This window comes from Pseudomonas sp. Con_6 (assembly GCF_059379395.1).
In genome coordinates this window covers 4,583,706-4,599,360 of sequence record NZ_CM182011.1, presented here as the reverse complement: position 1 = coordinate 4,599,360, position 15,655 = coordinate 4,583,706, and the positions used below count along the sequence as shown (strand labels likewise).

The window sequence follows — 15,655 nt, the reverse complement described above, 5'->3', positions numbered from 1 at the left end:
GCTGTTGGAAGTGATGGTCATGGTGTTCTCCTGGTCAGTGGCGGGCAAGGAAGGCGAGCAGCAGGGCGTTGACCGCCTCGGCGTCTTCCAGCTGGAGCATGTGCGCCTGTTTCGGCAGCACGTGGACCTCGGCGGGCAAGCCCTCGGCGTGGGCGGCAGGAATGATCGCGTCGGCCTCGCCCCAGATCACCAGGGTCGGGTGCTCGCCCACGACCGGGCGCAGGTCGACTTGCTGGCGACCGTTGGTGAACAGCGTCCCGGCCAACTGGTGCAGGGCCGTGTCGACCCCTTCCAGGCGCTTGTACTTGAGCATGTCCTCAAGCATTTGCCGGTTGACCAGCGCCGGGTCGGAGAACAGCTGCACCAGTTGCGGCTTGAGGGCGTTGCGGTTGCCGGCTTCGACAAAGCCTTGCAGGTAATCGCCATTGATCTCCGTGCCCAGGCCGGCACTGGCCAGCAGGCTCAGTGAACGCACCCGCCGCGGTGCCAGGCGCGCCGTATTGAGCGCCACGGCGCCACCCATGGAGTGTCCGGCCAGGTGCGCCTGGGCGACGTCCAGGTGATCGAGCAGGGCGAGCACCGTGCTACTCAGTTCGTCGAGGTCTCCGCGTTGCAGGACCTTGCCCGACTCGCCGTGCCCCGGCAGGTCCAGGGCGATGACCCGACGCCCGGCCGCCAGCGCCTCGTGGTTGAACAGCCAGTTATTCAGATCGCCACCGAAGCCGTGGATCAGCACCAGCGGCACGCCGCCTTCGCCCCGCTCGAAATAGCGCAGGACGCGGCCGTCCAGTTCGATCTTCTGCGGCACCGGCCCGCTGTCAGCCTCGGCACCACCCTCGGCGACGAACTCGGCCTGGAAGCGCTCCACCACGGCGTCGATTTCCTCATCGCTGGCCTCGCCTTCGACCACCACGCCGAGCAGCGCGCCGACCGGCAGCGTCTCGTCCGCCCGCGCCACCTGGCGCCGCAGCACCCCGGAGAAGGGGGCCTCGACGCTGCTGCTGATCTTGTCGGTCTCGACATCCAGCACCGCGTCGCCTTTCTCGATCAGCTCGCCGTCCTGCTTGAGCCAGGTATCGACACGCCCTTCGGTCATCGACAGGCCCCACTTGGGCATGGTCAGGGTATGGATCCGGCTCATGCCACCTTCCTCCCGTGCAGCAGTTCCAGCACCGTCGCCTCGATCCTGGCCGCGCTGGGGATGTACAGGTCCTCCAGGGCATCGGAGAAGGGTACCGGCGTGTGCGGCGCGGTGATCTGGCGGATCGGGCCCTTGAGCGCGTGGAAGGCCTGTTCGGCGACCAGCGCCGAGATATCGGTGGCTAGCGAGCAGCGCGGGTTGGCTTCGTCGATCACCACCAGGTGGCCGGTCTTTTCCACGCTTTCGAGGATGCTGTCGGCGTCCATCGGGCTGGTGGTGCGCAGGTCCAGCACCTCGCAGGACACGCCCTGGCGCGCCAGGCTGGCGGCGGCGTCCATGGCCAGGTGGACCATGCGCCCGTAGGTCACCAGGGTCACGTCGTCGCCGTCACGCAGGAAGTTGGCTTCGCCGAAGGGCACGGTGTAGAGCTCTTCCGGCACCTCGCCCTGCATCGAGTAGAGCAGCTTGTGCTCGCAGAAGATCACCGGGTCGTTGTCGCGGATCGCCTGGATCAGCAGGCCCTTGGCATCGTACGGCGAGGACGGGCAGACCACCTTGAGCCCGGGGATATGGGTCCACAGCGCGGTCAGCATCTGCGAGTGCTGGGCGGCGGCGCGCAGGCCGGCGCCGACCATGGTGCGGATCACCAGCGGGGTGACGGCCTTGCCGCCGAACATGTAGCGGAACTTGGCGGCCTGGTTGAGGATCTGGTCCAGGCAGCAGCCGGCGAAGTCGACGAACATCAGCTCGCACACCGGGCGCAGGCCGCGGGTGGCGGCACCGACCGCGGCACCGACATAGCCGATCTCCGACAGCGGGGTATCCAGCACGCGACCGGGGAACTGGTGATACAGGCCCTTGGTGACCCCGAGTACGCCGCCCCAGGCGTCGTCCTCGCCGGGTGCGCCGGCGCCGCCGGCATTGTCCTCGCCCATGATGAACACGGTCGGGTCGCGGCGCATTTCCTGGGCCAGGGCTTCGTTGATGGCCTGCTGGTAACTGATCTTTCTAGCCATGATGACGGTCCTTTCTTGTTATGGGTTCAGGGGTAGGCGACGTAGACGTCGCTGAGCAGGTCGGCCGGACTCGGCTTGGGATCGGACTTGGCGCGGCGCACGGCGTCCTCGATGCTGGCTTGCACCTCGGCATCGATGGCATCCAGCGCGGCCGCCTGGAGCAGGCCGGCGCGCACCGTGCGTTCGCGGAACTGCATCAGGCAGTCGCGGGTGTCGCGGTAATGCTTGACCTCGTCGGGATGGCGGTAGGTCTGGGCGTCGCCCTCGAAGTGGCCGTAGTAGCGCGTCAGCTTGACCTCGATCAGCGATGGCCCTTCGCCGGCGCGGGCGCGCTCGATGGCGGCGCCGGCGGCTTCGTGCACGGCGAAGAAATCGAAGCCGTCCACCGTCACCCCGGGCATGCCGAAGCCGGCGGCGCGGTCGGCGATATGATCGCAAGCCACCGACCAGTTCGACGCCGTGGCCTCGGCGTAGCCGTTGTTCTCGGCGACGAAGATGCACGGCAGGTTCCAGACCGAGGCCAGGTTCATCGCCTCGAACACCGCGCCTTCGTTGGAGCCGCCGTCGCCGAAGAAGGCCACTGCCACCGCCTTGCTGCCCTTGAGCTTGGCCGCCAGCGCCGCGCCCGCAGCCAGCGGCGCGCCGGCACCGACGATGCCGTTGGCGCCGAGCATGCCCTTGGACAGGTCGGCGATGTGCATGGAGCCGCCCTTGCCCTGGCAGACCCCGGTCTTCTTGCCGTAGATCTCGGCCATCATCCCGTGCACATCGACGCCCTTGGCGATGCAATGGCCGTGGCCGCGGTGGGTGGAGGCGATGCAGTCCTCGTCGTCGAGGTGGGCCATGACCCCGGCGGCGGAGGCTTCCTCGCCGGCATACAGGTGGACGAAGCCGGGGATCTCGCCGGTGGCGAACTCCACGTGCAGGCGTTCCTCGAAGGCGCGGATGGTGCGCATCACGCGCCAGGCATGCAGCAGTTGCTCAGTCGATAGCGTGGACATTTTCTTGTTCTCCTGGGTGGTTCACGGTGTTTCCGGCGATGGCCAGCAGGCGATGACGAGCGGCGTAGGCCAACGCGGCCTCGACGTCGATGCTCAGCGGGCCGTCCAGTTCGAGGGTGATGCTCGGGGTGTCGCTGGCGGCGAACTCGATTTCCCGTTCGCCGTCCAGGGCCAGGGTGCCGGCGGCGAGCAGCGGGCGGCGGGGCACGCCGGGTTCGAGGCTGCCGCTGGCGACGATGCCGCAGGCTTGCAGCAGGCCCGGGGCCAGGGGCGCCAGCAGGGCTTCATCGGCGTCGCTGGACAGGCGCAACCAACTGCCGCGCGGACTGCGTCGCGATACCGGGTTCCACAGCCCGCACAGCGACGACAGGCCGATGGCATGGGGTTCAGCGAAAGCGGCATAGATTTCCGCCAGGTCCTCGGCGCGGCTGATGGCGCGGGCGCCGGTGAAGGTCAGTGGCGAGACTGCGACTTCCACCAGGGCGATCTCGTCGATGCTCCGGGAGGGCAGGCGTACCCGCAGGCGCTTGTTACGGCGCAGGGCGATATCGGCGGGAATCTGCCCGCTGGCATAGAGTCCGCCGGCCAGGCCGGCGCCGGTGGCTTCGCGCAGTTCCGGGAAGGCGTTGTTGGTGCCGGTGGACAGGCACAGCAGCGGGATGTCGCCGACTTCGGCGGCCACTGCCTTGTGCGTGCCGTCGCCGCCGAGCACGGCGATCAGGTCCACGCCGCGCTCGGCGAGGATCCGCGCGGCCAGGCGGGTGTCCTCGACGCTCTGGCGCAGGGGCATGTCGAGGAATTCCAGGCGTGGCCAGCGGCTGTCGCGGGCGTGGCGGCCGCTGCTGGCCTTGAGCACGGCGGCGGCGATGCCGGTCATGTCCGGCGGCATCAGCACCTCGTCGATGCCGGTGGCGCCGAAGGCCCCGAGCAGGCGCTGGACCACGGCGGCCTTGTCGGTGCTGGAGGTCAGTCCGGCATTGGCGGTCAGGCGCCGCAGGTCGCGGCCCGAGGCCGGGTTGGCGATGATGCCGACGCGCAGGGCGGGAGTGAGCATGACGCACCTCTGGTTGTTGTTGTGGGTGCGGGACGGGGCCCGGTGGTGGGAGGGGTGGAGCAAGGGTGGTGCCAAGGTTTTTGATTTGCCCGGAAACCAGCGTCATAGAGCTGTTGGATGCCATCTGGTGAGGCCATGTGGATGAGATGCACCATCTCAATGGGCGCCGCCGATCGCGGGGGCCGGCGTTCCGGTGAATCCGCTCCCACAGGGTCCGCGCTGAATCAACAGGTTCTGTACACCAGACGAGACGCCGAGACGCAGCGTCTCACTCACCCACCGGCCATCCGCCGCGCTTGTCCATACGGCGAGCCGGGTCTTAAATGAGCCCCACAAGAACAACGAAACGAGCCGCGGAGGCCCCATGCTGCCTGCCTCGTCGAAAGCCCACGTGGACTGTGTCAGCCGCGTGTTGCGTCATGCCGGTCGTCTGCCTGAGGCGCCGGTGCCGAACCTGATCCTCGACTCCTGGCGCCGTTCCATGGAGCAGCACCACCTCGACCCCGGCTCGCTGCAGGGGCCGCGGATCCTCAGCCAGACCCTGCTCAACGAATACCGCGAGCGGGCCGAGAGCTTCCTGCGCATCGCCGGCGACGAGGTCTCGCGCCTGCATGGCCGGGTGCGCGACGCCGACTACTGCGTGCTGCTCACCGATGCCCAGGGCAATACCATCGACTATCGCGTGGAATCGGCGATCCGCGCCGACTGCCGGCGCGCCGGGCTGTACCTCGGCACCTGCTGGTCGGAGGGCGAGGAGGGCACCTGTGGCGTGGCCGCGGTGCTGACCAATGGCGTGCCGGTGACGGTGCACAAGCGCGACCATTTCCGCGCCGCCTTCATCGGCCTGACCTGCTCGGCCGCGCCGGTGTTCGACCCCTGGGGCGAGTTGCTCGGCGTGCTCGACGTGTCTGCAGTGGAATCCCCGGACGACCGCCGCAGCCAGCACCTGATCCGCCAGATGACGGTGCAGAGCGCCCGCGACATCGAGAACGCCTTCTTCATGCACAGCACTCGTGGCCAGTACGTCCTGCGTGCCCATGCAGCGCCGGGCTATGTCGACAGCCGCCCGGATTTTCTCTTCGCCTGGGATGCCGATGGCCAGGTACAGGCGCTCAACCCGGCGGCCCGCCACTATCTGCTGGAGCGCTACGGGCAACTGCCCCGGCATATCGGCGAGGTCTTCGACCCGGACCTGCTGCGCGCCGCCGCCGACGAGCATCCGCGGCATGTCGCCGAACACGACCTGCATGTGCGCCTGAGCACCCCGCGGCGTTCCTTGAGCGTGGCGGTGCCGGATCGCGAGGTCGGCCAGCTCGACCCGCGGATCGCCGAAAGCCTGCGCCTGGCAGTGCGGGTCAAGGACCGCAACCTGCCGGTGCTGATCCATGGCGAGACCGGCTCGGGCAAGGAGGTCTTCGCCCGTCAGTTGCACGAGTCCAGCGCCCGGCGCGACAAGCCCTTCGTTGCCCTGAACTGCGCGGCGATCCCCGAGAGCCTGATCGAGAGCGAACTGTTCGGCTATGTCGCGGGCGCCTTCACCGGCGCCGAGCGCAAGGGCGCGCGGGGGCTGTTGCAGCAGGCCGATGGCGGCACCCTGTTCCTCGACGAGATCGGCGACATGCCCCTGGCCCTGCAGACGCGCCTGCTGCGGGTGCTGGCCGAGGGCGAGGTGGCGCCGCTGGGGGCGGCGCAGCGGCAGACCGTGGATATCCAGGTGGTCTGTGCCAGCCACCGCGACCTGGCGGCGCTGGTGGCCGAAGGGGCGTTCCGCGAGGATCTGTATTTCCGTCTCAGTGGCGCGCGGTTCGAGCTGCCGCCGTTGCGCGAGCGCAGTGACAAGCTGGCATTGATCAACCGCATCCTCGATGAAGAAGCCGCACGCTGCGGTGTGCGGGCCGGATTGGGTGGGGCGGCCCTGGAGCGTCTGCTGGGCTACCGCTGGCCGGGCAATGTGCGGCAGTTGCGGCATGTGTTGCGCTATGCCTGCGCCATCTGTCCGGGGGAGAGCATTCGTCTGGAAGACCTGCCGGCCGAGTTGCGTGGCGCTGCCCCTGCCGTGGTGGAAGATGTCCCGTCCAGCCCCGAGCGCCAGGCGCTGATCGATGCCCTGGTGCGCCATCGCTGGCAGCCGGGGCCGGCGGCGCAGGCCATGGGGATTTCCCGGGCGACCCTGTATCGGCGGGTGAAGCAGCATGACATCGTGATGCCGCGGGTGAAGGGGAAGGTATAGGTAGCGACACCGCTGAACCCTGTGTGCGGGTTTACCCGCGATTACGGCAGTGAATCCACCATGGCAATCGCGGGTAAACCCGCTGCCACAGGGATAGCGGTTGGCTTTGAGGCAAGAGCTAGGCTTCCACCCGCAACATCTCCCTGGCATGACTCCGGCTCACCGTCACCGCCCGCTCGCTTCCCAGTCCCATCCGCTCGAACCACAACAGGCTATCCACCTGCCACTGCTCCACATCCGGCTGCGAGGTCTGCCCCAGGTCGGAGCTGTACAGCGCCCTCGGTACCTCACGCAGGACCCGGGCGAAGTCCTCCCATGGCTGATAACCCAGCAGATAGGTCAGCGCCGTCTGCTCGGTGTAGACCATCGGCGCCTGGCTCAGCTCCAGCAGGGCACCGGCATCCAGCCCGGTCAGCGGATTGGCCGGCTGGTTGAGCATCAGCCTAGGCACGTCCAGGCGCACCGCTGCCTCGATCAACAGACGCACCTCATGGCCATCGGCATGCCCGCTGGAAATCACGACCGGATAGTCCCGCGCCATGCGCAGCACATCCAGCGTCTGTGCATTCAACTGCCCGCCATCGCTGACGGTCAGCGGCCGGATCGGGTGCTCGTCGAGGATCCAGTGGGCACTGTTGCGCTTGAGTCGCGATTTGTGCGCGCGGCCGGTGACGGTTGGCAGGTGCACGATCAGCCGGGCCTCGCTGTCGCCATGGTGACAGAGCGAGCGCTGCACCACCCGGTAGTCGATGCCGCCGGCAATCTCGTTGAGCACCACCGAACCGGACACCGGCAACCCTTCCTGGCGCGCCTCCCAGGCCTGGGCGGCGGTGCAGCCGAGGTGGTTCTTCAGCACCACCCAGCCATTCAGCGCGGCGTAGCGCCGACCTGCTTCCATGACCCCATGCCGGCGCACGAAGGCGTCGGGACCGGCATGGTAGTGCACGTCGATGAAATCGGCGTCGATCATGCGGCCACCTCCAGGTCGATCCCCAACCGCTCGCGGACCGTGCGCAGGACCAGGCCCGGCGCGTCGAGCAAGGGGCGCATGCCACCGTCGGGGACGGACAGGCGATGCTGGCGGGCCTGCTCATTGACATGCACGTTGATCCCGCGCACCAGTTGCGACTGTTCGCCATATACCGTCAGCAGCGGGCCGGCGAAGTCCTCGCAGGCCCGTCTCAGATCGAGGCGATTGAGCAGGCGGAAGCCCCGGTGCAGGCGTTGGGCCTGCAGCGCCGCGCTGGCCGGGTCGATGGCGATGGGCCCGGCGGGGTGGATTCGCGTGGCCGGCTGCACCCACTGGTCGAGCAGTTGCAGGGCCTGCTCGACATCGCCGAGCAGGGCCAGGTCGGCCATCCGGCCCAGGCGGCCATCGAGGATGCCGTCCGCCAGGGCTGGGGAGGAGATCAGCAGCACCTTGTCGACGCTGGCGCCAATGGGCAGGCCGAGCAGGCTCTGCACCACCGCGCCGCCCAGGGCCGAGCCGGCCAGCAGGTCGATGCGGCCCAGCGTCAGCAGCTCCTGCTGCCAGCGTCGGGAGAAGGTCTCCAGCGATTCAGCGTCGTCGCCCGGCAACGACAGGGTGTCGAACACGATCACCCGGTAGCCCGCACGGGTCAGCGGCTCGATCAGCGGCTGGAAGAACTGGCCTTCATCCCACAGCGGCATGACCGGCGACATCACCACCGCCAGCCGCTTGCCGTCGCCCCATTGGCGACGTGTCACCTTTGATCCTTGCATGTCCCTTGCCTCCGCCGTTCAGGCGATCTTGTCGAACGCCAGCAGGCGCTGGCTGTTGCGCAGGATGTGGGTGGTTTCCTTGAGCAGGTCTTCGACGATCTGCCGCGCCGGCTTGATATCGCCCACCAGGTCCAGCACTTCGCCGGCCCAGATCACCCGCTGTTCCAGGTCGTCGGCAAGGACCGCCCTGGCGTAGTCCTGGCGCACCGAGTCCGGGGCTTCGCGCAGGGCGTCGTCCCGGCCCAGCCAGGTCTGCGAGAAGCGGTTGGCGATGGCCCGGCCGCTGTACTGCTCGGGCCACTCGATGCCCCGCACCTGGTCGAAGATCCGCGTGCGCACGGTGTCTGCGGTGGCGGACTGGATCAGGCGCTGCTTGAAGGCGGCCGATGGCAGGGCCTCGTCGGAAGCGAGGAAGCGGGTGCCCAGCATCACGCCGTCTGCGCCGAGCACCAGCGCGGCGCCGACGCCACGGCCGTCGGCGATACCGCCGGCGGCGATCAGCGGGACCTTGTCGCCGACCAGGTCCTTGACCGCCGGCAATAACGGCAGCAGGCCACGGCGCAGGCTGTGCCCGCCGGCCTCGGCACCCTGCACGATCAGCGCGTCGGCCCCGGCGTCGAGGGCGGCGCGGGCCTGGTCCAGTTCATGGATCTGCACGATGGCCTTGGCGCCGCCGCGATGGATGGTGGGGATGAAGTCGGCGGGGTTGCCGAAGGACAGGGCGACCACATCGGGGCCGTAGTCCAGGGCCAGGTCCAGCAGTGCCAGGTTACGCGCCACGGTGAACATCACCAGGCCGACGCCCCAGGTCTGCTTGAGGTCGCGCATGGGTTCCAGTTCGGTGCGCATCCACTGTTCGTCGCCGTAGCTGGCGCCGACCAGGCCGAGGCCGCCGGCCCTGGACACGGCGGTGGCCAGCCTGGCACCGGAGGCGCCGCCCATGGGCGCGAGGACGATGGGGGTGTGGATGTTGAGGCTCTGGGTGAGGCGGGTGTTGAGGTCAGCCATATCGAAACTCCTTTTCGGGTGCGGCAGGTCGAATGCTCGACGCGGACCCTGTGGGAGCGGGTTAACCGGATCGCCGGACCGCCGCGATGACGGTAGTGAATCCACCATCGCGATCGCGGGTTAACCCGCTCCCACAGGTCCGCGCTGAATCAATGAGTCATGTGTTGTCGGATTTATTCGACCACAGCCGCCGTCAGCGCCTGCGGGATGTAGTCACTGACCTGGTACAGGTGAAACTCCCAGGTGCCGGTCTCCTTCAACCCCGTGTAGCGCGACAGGAAGTCCTCGTCATGGAACAGCGAGTCGAATTCCTCCTTGCTGCTCCACTGCGCCTGGTTGATCACCGTCTTGCCGTCGAGGCTCTTGTACAGCCGGCTCCACTGAAACGCCGGGTAGGTGCGCGCCACGTACTGCACGGTGTCGCGCAGCACGGCGAGGGCGGCGTCCTGCTGGCCGGGGTTCACGTGCACGACATTCACCAGGAAGATGGCCTGGTCTTCGCCCGCTTGCGGGGCCTGGAACTGTTCGATCTGGGTCATGGGTCACTTTCCTGTGTGGGTGATGGGATTCATTGGGTCAGGCGGGCGGAAATCGCCGGGCTGCCGTTTTCCCAAAGCAAGGGGTTGATGGGTTCGGCAAAGCGCACAGCATCGACACGGCCGATGATCACGTCGTGGGAGCCGTAGTCGACGCGCTTGTCCAGGGTGCAGACCAGGCTCGACTGGGCATCCGCCAGGCAGGGCAGGCCGTGCAGGTCTTCCCATTGGCCATGGGCGAAGCGTTCCGCGCCCTTGACCTGGCCGGCGAACACCGGGATCAGCTCGCTGTGGCTGGCGCTCAGCAGGTTGACGCTGAAGCGCCCGGATAGGGTCAGCGGGCTGTGCAGGCTGGCCGAGCGGTTGACGCAGATCAGCAGGGCCGGCGGCGACGTGCTCACCGACACCACCGCCGTGGCGACCATGCCCACCGGGTCGTCGCCGTCGCGGCTGGCGATGATCGCCACGCTGGAGGTGAGCCGGCGCATGGCGTTCTTGAAGCCGTCCGCCAGTTCGGCCTCGGGGGCCCGGAGCGCGGCGCTCATGCCACCGCCTCCAATGCCCGCCCTGGTTTGTGCGGCGCGCGCTGGCCGGCCTGCTCCATCAGCGGCAGCACTTCCTTGACGAAGCGTTGCAGGCCGGTGTGGTAGTCCAGCCAGGTCAGGTTGATGCCGTCCACGCCCAGGTCGGACCAGCGCTGCATCTGCTCGACGAGCATCGGCGCGGTGCCCACCAGCGGCACCCCGGCGAAGCCGGCCTTGAAGTGGAAACGGAAGCGCTCGGCGTCTTCCTCGTCCTTGAACATGCCGCTCTGCACGCCGATCTCGCGGGTCACGTTGTCCAGCGCGGTGTCGTCGCCGTGCTGGGTGACGTAGTAGTCCAGCTGCGCGTGGGCCTGCTCCAGGGTGTCCTCGTGGACGACGTAGGCGTAGACCCAGATCTGCAGTTCCTTGCCGTGTTCCTCCCGGGCCAGGTCGCGATAGGCCTGGATCTGCGCGCGGATGGTGGCGTCGTCGTCCTCGTGCTTGAGGATCAGGAACGCGGCGTCGCAGTGCTTGGCGCAGAACTGCCGGCCGCGAGGCGAGCCGCCGGCATTCATCAGAAACGGCCGGTTGATCGGCTTGGGCTCGGCGTAACCCTGCTTGACGTTGAAGAACTCGCCCTCGTAGTCGAAATAGCCGTTGGCTTCCCAGGCGGTCCTGGCGATCTCGATCCACTCGTCGGCATGGTCGTAACGTTTGTCGTGGTCACGCTGGTGACCGTTGAACATGCCCATTTCCTGGCCGAACCAGCCGCAGATCATGTTCAGGCCGAAACGCCCGCCGCTGATATGGTCGATGGTCGCGGCCTGCTTGGCGGCGAACAGCGGGTGCACGGTAGACAGGTGCGAGGTGGTGAACAGGGCGATCTGCTCGGTGACCGAGGCCAGGCCGGCGGCCCAGGTGTAGGTCTCGTAGGAGACGCCCATGGGGTTGCTGGCGCCTTCCCAGCCGCGCCAGCGACCTACCGGCAGCAACAGTTCCAGGCCGGCGCGGTCGGCGAGGGTGGCGATCGCCAGGGTGTTCTGCCAGTCGGCGGCGCGGTGGCGTTCCGGGGCGCTGGTCAGGGTGCAGCCGCCTTCGATGTTGAAACCGAAGACGCCGAGCTTGATCTTGTTCTTGCTGTCGCGCACCGGGTTGGGCTTGCGGATGTTCACGTGGGCATGGGTCATGGCGTGGGTTCTCTCATCAGGTAAGGGGGGCGAAGCGCAATTCAGGCGTTGGCCTGCTTTTCCCGGGCCGAGAGCCAGGGCTGGTCATAGCGGTGCAGGGCGCGGGCCTGTTCCAGCGAGTAGCCCTCGTTCACGCTCTGGATGATGTCGCGTTCGGTCTGCTCCACCGCGCGGGCGCGGCGGATCACCTCTTCGGCGCGGGCCGCCGGGATCACCAGGCAGCCGCTGCTGTCGCAGACCACCAGGTCGCCGGGATGCACCGTCACCCCGGAAATCTCTACGGGCACCTGGGTAGCCTTGAGCTGGACGCGGTTCTTCGCCGACTGCATGAAGCGCACGCGGCTGAACAGCGGGTAGTTGAGGCGCTGCACCGTGTCGATATCCCGCGCTGCGCCATCGATCAGGGTGCCGCGGATGCCGCGGTTGACCGCGACATGGGTGAGGATGTCGCCCCAGGTGGTGCAGTCGGTGCGCCCGGGGTTGCTGGAGACGATCACCGCGTTGGACGGCACCGCGTCGATGTAGTTGGCCGCATTGCGAAAGCCGCCGCGCTCCTGCACCGGCTCGTAGAGCACGGTGTAGGCGAAGCCGACGCAGCGGGTGCCCGGCACCTGCTGGTTGAGGCCGGCGAGGCCGCCGGCCAGCCCGAGGCTGTCGAGGGCGTCGGACAGGCTGGCGGTGTCCAGGGCTTCGAGGGCGGCGAGCAGGGCATCGTTCTCGCGGGTAAGGGTGGTCGCGCTCATGCGTGGGCTCCTTGCTTCACGGCGTGTGGGGCTCGGTGTGTACTGACACCGTCGAGGCGTTCGGCCCAGTCGAGGCTGTGCCGGAGGATGGCGGCGGCCACTTCCCGGGTGCTGGCGTTGCCGCCGAGGTCGTAGGTGCGCTGGTCGCTGCGTGCCACCTCGGAAACCGCGTTGCGGATGGCCCGGGCCGCCAGGCCGTGGCCCAGGTGGTCGAGCAGCAGAGCGACGGTGAGGAACATCGCGCTCGGGTTGGCGCGGTTCTGCCCGGCATAGGCCGGCGCGCTGCCATGCACCGGCTCGAAGTACGCGCCTTGCGCGCCGATGTTGGCGCTGGGGGCCAGGCCGAGGCCGCCCATCACTCCGGCGCCGAGGTCGGAGAGGATGTCGCCGAACATATTCTCGGCGACGATCACCCCGAAGCGCTCGGGACGACGGACCATCCACAGGGCCACGGCATCGACGTTGTCGATGTTGCTCTGGATATCCGGGTAATCCGCCGCGACGCTTTCCAGGATGTCCCGGGCGAACGCGCCGCTGTAGCGCAGCACGTTGGGTTTGTCCGCCAGGGTGACGCGGTCGAAGCCTTGCTCGCGGGCATGCTCGAAGGCGAAGCGGAACAGCCGGGTGAGCCCGGCGCGGGTCTGCAAACGCACGCTCATGGTCGCGTCGTCCGCACCTTCGCGGATCCAGGGCGCGCCGTTGCGCTCGCGCTCCGCCAGCACCGCCTCGAAGCCTGGCGGGATACTGGCGAAATCCAGCCCGGCATACAGGCCTTCAGTGTTCTCGCGGATCACCGAGAAGCGATAGCGGTCATCGCCAAGTACATCCGTCACCGGCCGTACATTGGCGTACAAACCCAGTTTCTGGCGCAACTGGATCACCGGCGAGACATATACCCGTCCGGTGCCACGAAGTGCCGGAGAAAGTTCCGCCTCGGCTTCGCGAAGTGGCTTGCTGGTAATGGCACCGAGTAATGTCGCATTGCTGGCACTTATCAACTTCCAGGTGTTTTCCGGAATGCAGTTGCCTTCTTTCTGCCAGCAACTCCAGCCGATATCGGCAAAACTCAGGTCGATTGGCAGATTCAGCGTATCGAATAACGGAAGTACCGCCTCGGTCACTTCGATACCAATACCATCGCCGGGCAGTACACAGACTTTCTGACGCGAACTCATTGGCCGATACCTCCGCTGGCAATGACAGGCGGCGTTGCCAAAGTTCGTGGCCTGAGACTTCTTTGCGCACGACCGCGATCCTGTTCATGGAGGATCTGCAAGGCATGGAACGTTGAAGTCGGGTTATGCAGGCGGATCACTTCTTCCAGGCGTTTCTGCACATCGAAGGGCATGTTGTAGGTGCCCATCATGATGTCGGTCAGGGCCAGCGGCAGGCTGCTGGCCGGCACGCTGTCGGCGGTGCGCTGGGACAGGTGCAGGGCGTTGGCCAGGTCGTAGTCGTTGCGGATGCCGGCACGGTGCAGGTAAGCGACGAACACGCCCAGGTGCAGGTTGCCGGCGCCTTTGCCCATGCCGCAGATGGATGCGTCGATGTACTCGGCGCCGGCATCCATGGCAGCGATGGAGTTGGACAGGGCCAGGGACAGGTTGTTGTGGGCGTGGAAGCCCAGCGGAATCAGGACCCGGCTGGAGACCCGGGTGATCAGGCGGTCGACATCCGCCGGGATCATGTTGCCGTTGGAGTCGGCGAACACCAGCAGGTCGGCGCCGGCGTTCTCCGCTCGCAGGCTCATGTCGGAGATTTCCCCGGGCCCGAGGGTGGTGACGTGGGTGATGTTGGCGCTGACCTGGAAGCCGTAGGCCTTGGCCAGGCGCAAGGTGGCCAGGCCGTCCTCCAGGCGGTCGCGGCGCAGGCACACGCGGATCATCGACACGCCGTTCTCGCGCAGCAGCTCGAAGTCGCTGGCGTCGACATTGTGCGGATGGACCATGACGCAGAGGTCGATCTGGCCCTTGGCGGCGGCGTGCAGGGCGTCGAGGTAGCGGGCATCGACGGCGCTGGTCAGGCCATGTTCGTCCTTGGGCGCGAACGGCCCGTTGCGGTAGCCGATTTCACAATACCGGATACCGGCATCGATCATTTGCGAAATGGCCGACTGGGCGTAATCGACGGTGAAGTTGAAGTTGTTGCGATAGCCGCCGTCGCGCAGCGTGACATCGATAATCTTTATCTGGTTCATGAATACAGTCCCTTTATCATGTTTCGAAGGCACGCAAGAGTGCCGCTTTTACTTCGGATAAACAGAGTGACCAGGAGAAGCAATGTCGTGTGCGGCCATATAACCATAACGGTCCCCTGCGTGAGGTTTCGTTATAAGTTCATGGCCGCATGATTATTATTATTTGAAGTGTGGCGGAAGCGAGGATTCAAGCAGTCACGGCGTATAGACAGTTATGTATGCCTGACCCGTTCGATAGTGGACAAATGGTTTCGGCTTGTAAACAAGGTGTTTTTAACAGCGGCTGTTAAAAAATTCACCGTTGCAAGGGAAAAGGCTCAACGATGTTGCTGGGCAAAACAGTCGATGATGAAGTCCATCATGCCGCGTATGCCTGGGGCACTGCGCATGTCGCGATGGACCACCAGCCACAGTTCCGCCTGCAGCGGCTGCGCTTCGATCGGCACCCGTTGCAAGGCGTTCTGCGCTCCGGCCATGAACACCGGGAGCAGGGCGATGCCGGCGCTGGCCCGGGCCGCCTCGGCCTGCACGTCGAAGGATTTCACCCGCAGCACCACGGGCCGTTGGCCTGCGGCATGCTCCAGCCAGATGCGTTGCGGCGAGGGCTCCTGGTCATCGTCATGGGCGATGAACTCGTAGGCGTCTTCATGGCGGTCCTGCAGGTAGCCGGGGGCGGCGAAGAAGCCGAAGTCCAGGGTGCCGATCTTGCGCACCACCAGGTCGGTCTCGGTGGGCCGGCCGACGCTGATGGCGATGTCCGCCTCGCGCCGGGCCAGGGAGGCCATGCGCGGATTGGAAAGGATGCGCACGTTGACGTCCGGGCAGCGCTCGCGGAGCCGGCCGAGGTGGGGCGCAATGAAATGGGTGGTCAGGTGCGGCGGGGCGCTGAGGGTGATGTCCGCCACCCGCTCGGTGCGGATTGCGCAGACGGTGCGGCTGAGGGCGCAGGCGGTTTCCTGCATGCGGTTGCCCAGCTGGGCGATGCGCTCGCCATTCTCGGTCAGTTCGTAGCGATGGCTGCGACGGTCCACCAGGCGAATCTTCAGGGCGGTCTCCAGGGCGGCGATGCGCCGGGAAACGGTGGCGTGCTCGACGTTCAGGGTGCGGGCGGCGGCGGCCAGGGAACGGATCCTGGCGAAGGCGATGAAGTAGCGAAGGTTTTCCCAGTCGAACTGGGTGCTGTCCACCGGAAACTCGATGGGCTGCGCGGTGCTGAACGATGTGCTGCTGACATCCATGACTTGACTCCGTCCGGGTAGGGCTGATCGATAGAAA

The 15,655-nt window shown here is 67.0% G+C and carries 15 protein-coding genes; 1 reads left to right on the top strand and 14 read right to left on the bottom strand.

Annotated elements, in window-relative coordinates:
* Positions 1 to 34: 34 nt before the first annotated feature.
* The 4 genes from AC5QPF_RS20380 to AC5QPF_RS20365 are packed head-to-tail and all read right to left on the bottom strand — an operon-like array spanning position 35 to position 4,212.
* On the bottom strand, positions 35 to 1,141 hold the full coding sequence (locus tag AC5QPF_RS20380) for an acetoin dehydrogenase dihydrolipoyllysine-residue acetyltransferase subunit (RefSeq protein ID WP_494959613.1): 1,107 nt from the start codon (positions 1,139 to 1,141) through the stop codon (positions 35 to 37).
* Positions 1,138 to 2,157, bottom strand: coding sequence for a pyruvate dehydrogenase complex E1 component subunit beta (locus tag AC5QPF_RS20375; RefSeq protein WP_494959612.1), 1,020 nt, complete (start codon positions 2,155 to 2,157; stop codon positions 1,138 to 1,140). Before AC5QPF_RS20375 ends, AC5QPF_RS20380 begins: the two co-directional genes overlap by 4 nt.
* A 26-nt stretch (positions 2,158 to 2,183) precedes the next feature.
* Positions 2,184 to 3,158 (bottom strand): thiamine pyrophosphate-dependent enzyme, encoded by a 975-nt coding sequence (locus AC5QPF_RS20370; protein ID WP_494959611.1) that lies wholly within the window; start codon positions 3,156 to 3,158, stop codon positions 2,184 to 2,186.
* Complete coding sequence (locus AC5QPF_RS20365; RefSeq protein ID WP_494959610.1) at positions 3,139 to 4,212, bottom strand: NAD(+)/NADH kinase; 1,074 nt, start codon at positions 4,210 to 4,212, stop codon at positions 3,139 to 3,141. Before AC5QPF_RS20365 ends, AC5QPF_RS20370 begins: the two co-directional genes overlap by 20 nt.
* 364 nt (positions 4,213 to 4,576) lie before the next feature.
* Between AC5QPF_RS20365 and AC5QPF_RS20360 the strand changes: the two genes are divergently transcribed.
* On the top strand, positions 4,577 to 6,442 hold the full coding sequence (locus AC5QPF_RS20360) for a sigma 54-interacting transcriptional regulator (RefSeq protein WP_494959609.1): 1,866 nt from the start codon (positions 4,577 to 4,579) through the stop codon (positions 6,440 to 6,442).
* A 118-nt stretch (positions 6,443 to 6,560) separates the two neighbouring features.
* Here AC5QPF_RS20360 and AC5QPF_RS20355 read toward each other — a convergent pair whose 3' ends face one another.
* The 10 genes from AC5QPF_RS20355 to AC5QPF_RS20310 form a co-directional block, all read right to left on the bottom strand.
* Complete coding sequence (locus AC5QPF_RS20355; protein WP_494959608.1) at positions 6,561 to 7,412, bottom strand: DUF6282 family protein; 852 nt, start codon at positions 7,410 to 7,412, stop codon at positions 6,561 to 6,563.
* Positions 7,409 to 8,170 carry an alpha/beta hydrolase family protein gene (locus AC5QPF_RS20350; RefSeq protein ID WP_494959607.1) on the bottom strand — a complete coding sequence of 254 codons (762 nt, stop codon included), beginning with the start codon at positions 8,168 to 8,170 and terminating at the stop codon, positions 7,409 to 7,411. Before AC5QPF_RS20350 ends, AC5QPF_RS20355 begins: the two co-directional genes overlap by 4 nt.
* A 33-nt stretch (positions 8,171 to 8,203) precedes the next feature.
* On the bottom strand, positions 8,204 to 9,193 hold the full coding sequence (locus AC5QPF_RS20345; protein ID WP_494959606.1) for a nitronate monooxygenase: 990 nt from the start codon (positions 9,191 to 9,193) through the stop codon (positions 8,204 to 8,206).
* A 173-nt stretch (positions 9,194 to 9,366) separates the two neighbouring features.
* Positions 9,367 to 9,732: an antibiotic biosynthesis monooxygenase gene (locus AC5QPF_RS20340; RefSeq protein ID WP_494959605.1), complete on the bottom strand. Its 366-nt coding sequence runs from the start codon at positions 9,730 to 9,732 to the stop codon at positions 9,367 to 9,369.
* 29 nt (positions 9,733 to 9,761) lie between these two features.
* Complete coding sequence (locus AC5QPF_RS20335) at positions 9,762 to 10,274, bottom strand: flavin reductase (RefSeq protein WP_494959604.1); 513 nt, start codon at positions 10,272 to 10,274, stop codon at positions 9,762 to 9,764.
* Positions 10,271 to 11,440 (bottom strand): LLM class flavin-dependent oxidoreductase, encoded by a 1,170-nt coding sequence (locus AC5QPF_RS20330; RefSeq protein WP_494959603.1) that lies wholly within the window; start codon positions 11,438 to 11,440, stop codon positions 10,271 to 10,273. The genes AC5QPF_RS20335 and AC5QPF_RS20330 overlap by 4 nt, the downstream gene beginning before the upstream one ends.
* Positions 11,441 to 11,481: 41 nt before the next feature.
* A complete protein-coding gene (locus AC5QPF_RS20325) occupies positions 11,482 to 12,183 on the bottom strand; it encodes an RraA family protein (protein ID WP_494959602.1) in 702 nt (233 codons plus the stop codon).
* Positions 12,180 to 13,358: an isocitrate/isopropylmalate family dehydrogenase gene (locus AC5QPF_RS20320; protein WP_494959601.1), complete on the bottom strand. Its 1,179-nt coding sequence runs from the start codon at positions 13,356 to 13,358 to the stop codon at positions 12,180 to 12,182. Before AC5QPF_RS20320 ends, AC5QPF_RS20325 begins: the two co-directional genes overlap by 4 nt.
* Entirely contained in the window at positions 13,355 to 14,380 is a 1,026-nt protein-coding gene (locus tag AC5QPF_RS20315; RefSeq protein ID WP_494959600.1) for a hydroxymethylglutaryl-CoA lyase-like TIM-barrel protein, read from the bottom strand. Before AC5QPF_RS20315 ends, AC5QPF_RS20320 begins: the two co-directional genes overlap by 4 nt.
* Positions 14,381 to 14,697: 317 nt before the next feature.
* Complete coding sequence (locus AC5QPF_RS20310) at positions 14,698 to 15,618, bottom strand: LysR substrate-binding domain-containing protein (RefSeq protein WP_494959599.1); 921 nt, start codon at positions 15,616 to 15,618, stop codon at positions 14,698 to 14,700.
* Positions 15,619 to 15,655 lie beyond the last annotated feature (37 nt).

What these genes read in the sequence shown, in the direction of transcription:
- AC5QPF_RS20380 (WP_494959613.1), bottom strand. Translation starts at nt 1,141, where the DNA reads ATGAGCCGGATCCATACCCTGACCATGCCCAAGTGGGGCCTGTCGATG.
- AC5QPF_RS20375 (WP_494959612.1), bottom strand. Translation starts at nt 2,157, where the DNA reads ATGGCTAGAAAGATCAGTTACCAGCAGGCCATCAACGAAGCCCTGGCC.
- AC5QPF_RS20370 (WP_494959611.1), bottom strand. Translation starts at nt 3,158, where the DNA reads ATGTCCACGCTATCGACTGAGCAACTGCTGCATGCCTGGCGCGTGATG.
- AC5QPF_RS20365 (WP_494959610.1), bottom strand. Translation starts at nt 4,212, where the DNA reads ATGCTCACTCCCGCCCTGCGCGTCGGCATCATCGCCAACCCGGCCTCG.
- AC5QPF_RS20360 (WP_494959609.1), top strand. Translation starts at nt 4,577, where the DNA reads ATGCTGCCTGCCTCGTCGAAAGCCCACGTGGACTGTGTCAGCCGCGTG.
- AC5QPF_RS20355 (WP_494959608.1), bottom strand. Translation starts at nt 7,412, where the DNA reads ATGATCGACGCCGATTTCATCGACGTGCACTACCATGCCGGTCCCGAC.
- AC5QPF_RS20345 (WP_494959606.1), bottom strand. Translation starts at nt 9,193, where the DNA reads ATGGCTGACCTCAACACCCGCCTCACCCAGAGCCTCAACATCCACACC.
- AC5QPF_RS20340 (WP_494959605.1), bottom strand. Translation starts at nt 9,732, where the DNA reads ATGACCCAGATCGAACAGTTCCAGGCCCCGCAAGCGGGCGAAGACCAG.
- AC5QPF_RS20335 (WP_494959604.1), bottom strand. Translation starts at nt 10,274, where the DNA reads ATGAGCGCCGCGCTCCGGGCCCCCGAGGCCGAACTGGCGGACGGCTTC.
- AC5QPF_RS20330 (WP_494959603.1), bottom strand. Translation starts at nt 11,440, where the DNA reads ATGACCCATGCCCACGTGAACATCCGCAAGCCCAACCCGGTGCGCGAC.
- AC5QPF_RS20325 (WP_494959602.1), bottom strand. Translation starts at nt 12,183, where the DNA reads ATGAGCGCGACCACCCTTACCCGCGAGAACGATGCCCTGCTCGCCGCC.
- AC5QPF_RS20320 (WP_494959601.1), bottom strand. Translation starts at nt 13,358, where the DNA reads ATGAGTTCGCGTCAGAAAGTCTGTGTACTGCCCGGCGATGGTATTGGT.
- AC5QPF_RS20315 (WP_494959600.1), bottom strand. Translation starts at nt 14,380, where the DNA reads ATGAACCAGATAAAGATTATCGATGTCACGCTGCGCGACGGCGGCTAT.
- AC5QPF_RS20310 (WP_494959599.1), bottom strand. Translation starts at nt 15,618, where the DNA reads ATGGATGTCAGCAGCACATCGTTCAGCACCGCGCAGCCCATCGAGTTT.